The organism is Candidatus Obscuribacterales bacterium (assembly GCA_036703605.1).
Taxonomy (GTDB): Bacteria; Cyanobacteriota; Cyanobacteriia; order RECH01; family RECH01; genus RECH01.
The window spans coordinates 1-1,553 of the sequence record DATNRH010001061.1 but is presented as its reverse complement, the minus strand read 5'-3'; the positions used below and the strand labels follow the sequence as shown (position 1 = coordinate 1,553).

At 52.2% G+C, this 1,553-nt stretch carries 2 protein-coding genes; both read left to right on the top strand.

Annotated features, from left to right (window positions below; genetic code table 11):
• Nucleotides 1–352: 352 nt before the first annotated feature.
• On the top strand, nucleotides 353–910 hold the full coding sequence (locus V6D20_21560; protein ID HEY9818370.1) for an ISAs1 family transposase: 558 nt from the start codon (nucleotides 353–355) through the stop codon (nucleotides 908–910).
• A 2-nt stretch (nucleotides 911–912) separates the two neighbouring features.
• A complete protein-coding gene (locus tag V6D20_21555; GenBank protein HEY9818369.1) occupies nucleotides 913–1,446 on the top strand; it encodes an ISAs1 family transposase in 534 nt (177 codons plus the stop codon).
• Nucleotides 1,447–1,553: the final 107 nt, after the last annotated feature.

The following is a 1,553-nucleotide window of genomic DNA, read 5'->3' as shown; positions in this document are numbered from 1 at the left end:
TCGTCTTCGAGGGGGGGCGACTGGTGTACCTGATCCAACGCCGCCAAAATCGACTTGTGAATCCCCGTGCGCTCGGCCTCTAGCACATAGTAGTAATTGCGTTGATCGAGGGTCAAGATCGCCATATCCCGCTGCTAATCCTAAAAATGAAGATGCCATCAGAATGATGAAAAGGCCTGACCGAGATCAAGCCTTTTCATCATAATGTCAGAGTTGTGGGGCCGTGAGACTTTCTTGTTTGACCGTTACTCGCACTGCTGACTGTTGACCCACCTCCCCCCTGCGGGGCAGGGATTATTCATTGAGGAGAGAAAGTTTATCCTGGACTCTACAACATCATTACACCCTGCTGATGAGTACCAGCTTATTAACCTATCTCCAACAAGTCCCTGACTTCCGCACTTCCAGGGGTCGCCAGTATCCCCTTTGGGTGCTTCTACTGCTGCTCATTATGGGCATCCTCAGTGGCTGCCACTCCTATCTCGCCCTCGAAGCCTTTGGTCAACGTCATTACCCCGCCCTCGCGCACCAACTCGGACTTGATGGCGGTCGAGCTCCCTCCGACACGACCTATCGCCGCATTCTCCAGAAACTCGATTTCATCCATCTGGTTGACCTCTTTCACCGTTGGATGAGCCAATCGGTCGAGATTGCACCGGGTGAATGGTTGAGCATTGATGGTAAGAGCATCAAAGGCACGGTCTCCAACTTTGACAATGCCGGTCAAAATTTTGTCAGCTTAGTCTCCGTCTACAGTCACCATCAAGGTGTTGTCGTTGCTCTGCAACAGTTTGAGAACAAAGCTGACAGTGAACAAAAGGTGGTGCAGTATTTGCTTGAGACGTTGCAGTTGAGTAATGTCGTGTTGACGTTGGATGCTCTTCATACTCAAAAAAAACAATTCAGTTGATTGTGGCTGCGGGGAATGACTATCTCGTGGGGGTGAAAGGGAATCAACCGAAACTCTTGGCTCATCTACAAACCCATGCCGACACAACCCAGCCCGATAGTACCTTTGCGGAACAGGACACCAGTCATGGTCGGCGCGTTCATCGGCAGGTCGATGTGTTTCAACATCTGCCAACGCTGGCGCCGCAGTGGTGCCAACCCCGCAGTGGAATTCGCGTTCGGCGTTATGGGTGGCGAGAGGGGAAGGCTTTTGAGGAAGAGCACTTTTACTTGAGTTCTCTAGCCTTGAGTGCTCAAGACTTTGCCCAAGGCATTCGCGGTCATTGGTCGATTGAGAATTCCCTCCATTGGGTCAAGGATGTGGTTTTGAGGGAAGATGCGGCTCCTGATCGGCAGCACAATTGTGCAACAAACTGGTCTGTGCTGCGCAATATGGCGCTCAATCTCTGTCGGAGTCATGGTTTCGCCTCGCTCACTCAGGCAATACGGGCATGGGCTCATGATCTGAAGAGTCTTCTTGCTCTCTTCAGTGAATAATCCCTAGGTCAGCGAGGGGGGCGTGGGTTTGGCGGCGCTGGGCGGCTTGGTGATCAAACAAATCCATAGGGTCAGCAAAGGCGGGTTACTCTTTCCCAGCGATCGCC

Coding starts and splice junctions, on each gene's coding strand:
- V6D20_21560 (HEY9818370.1), top strand. CDS start 353: ATGAGTACCAGCTTATTAACCTATCTCCAACAAGTCCCTGACTTCCGC.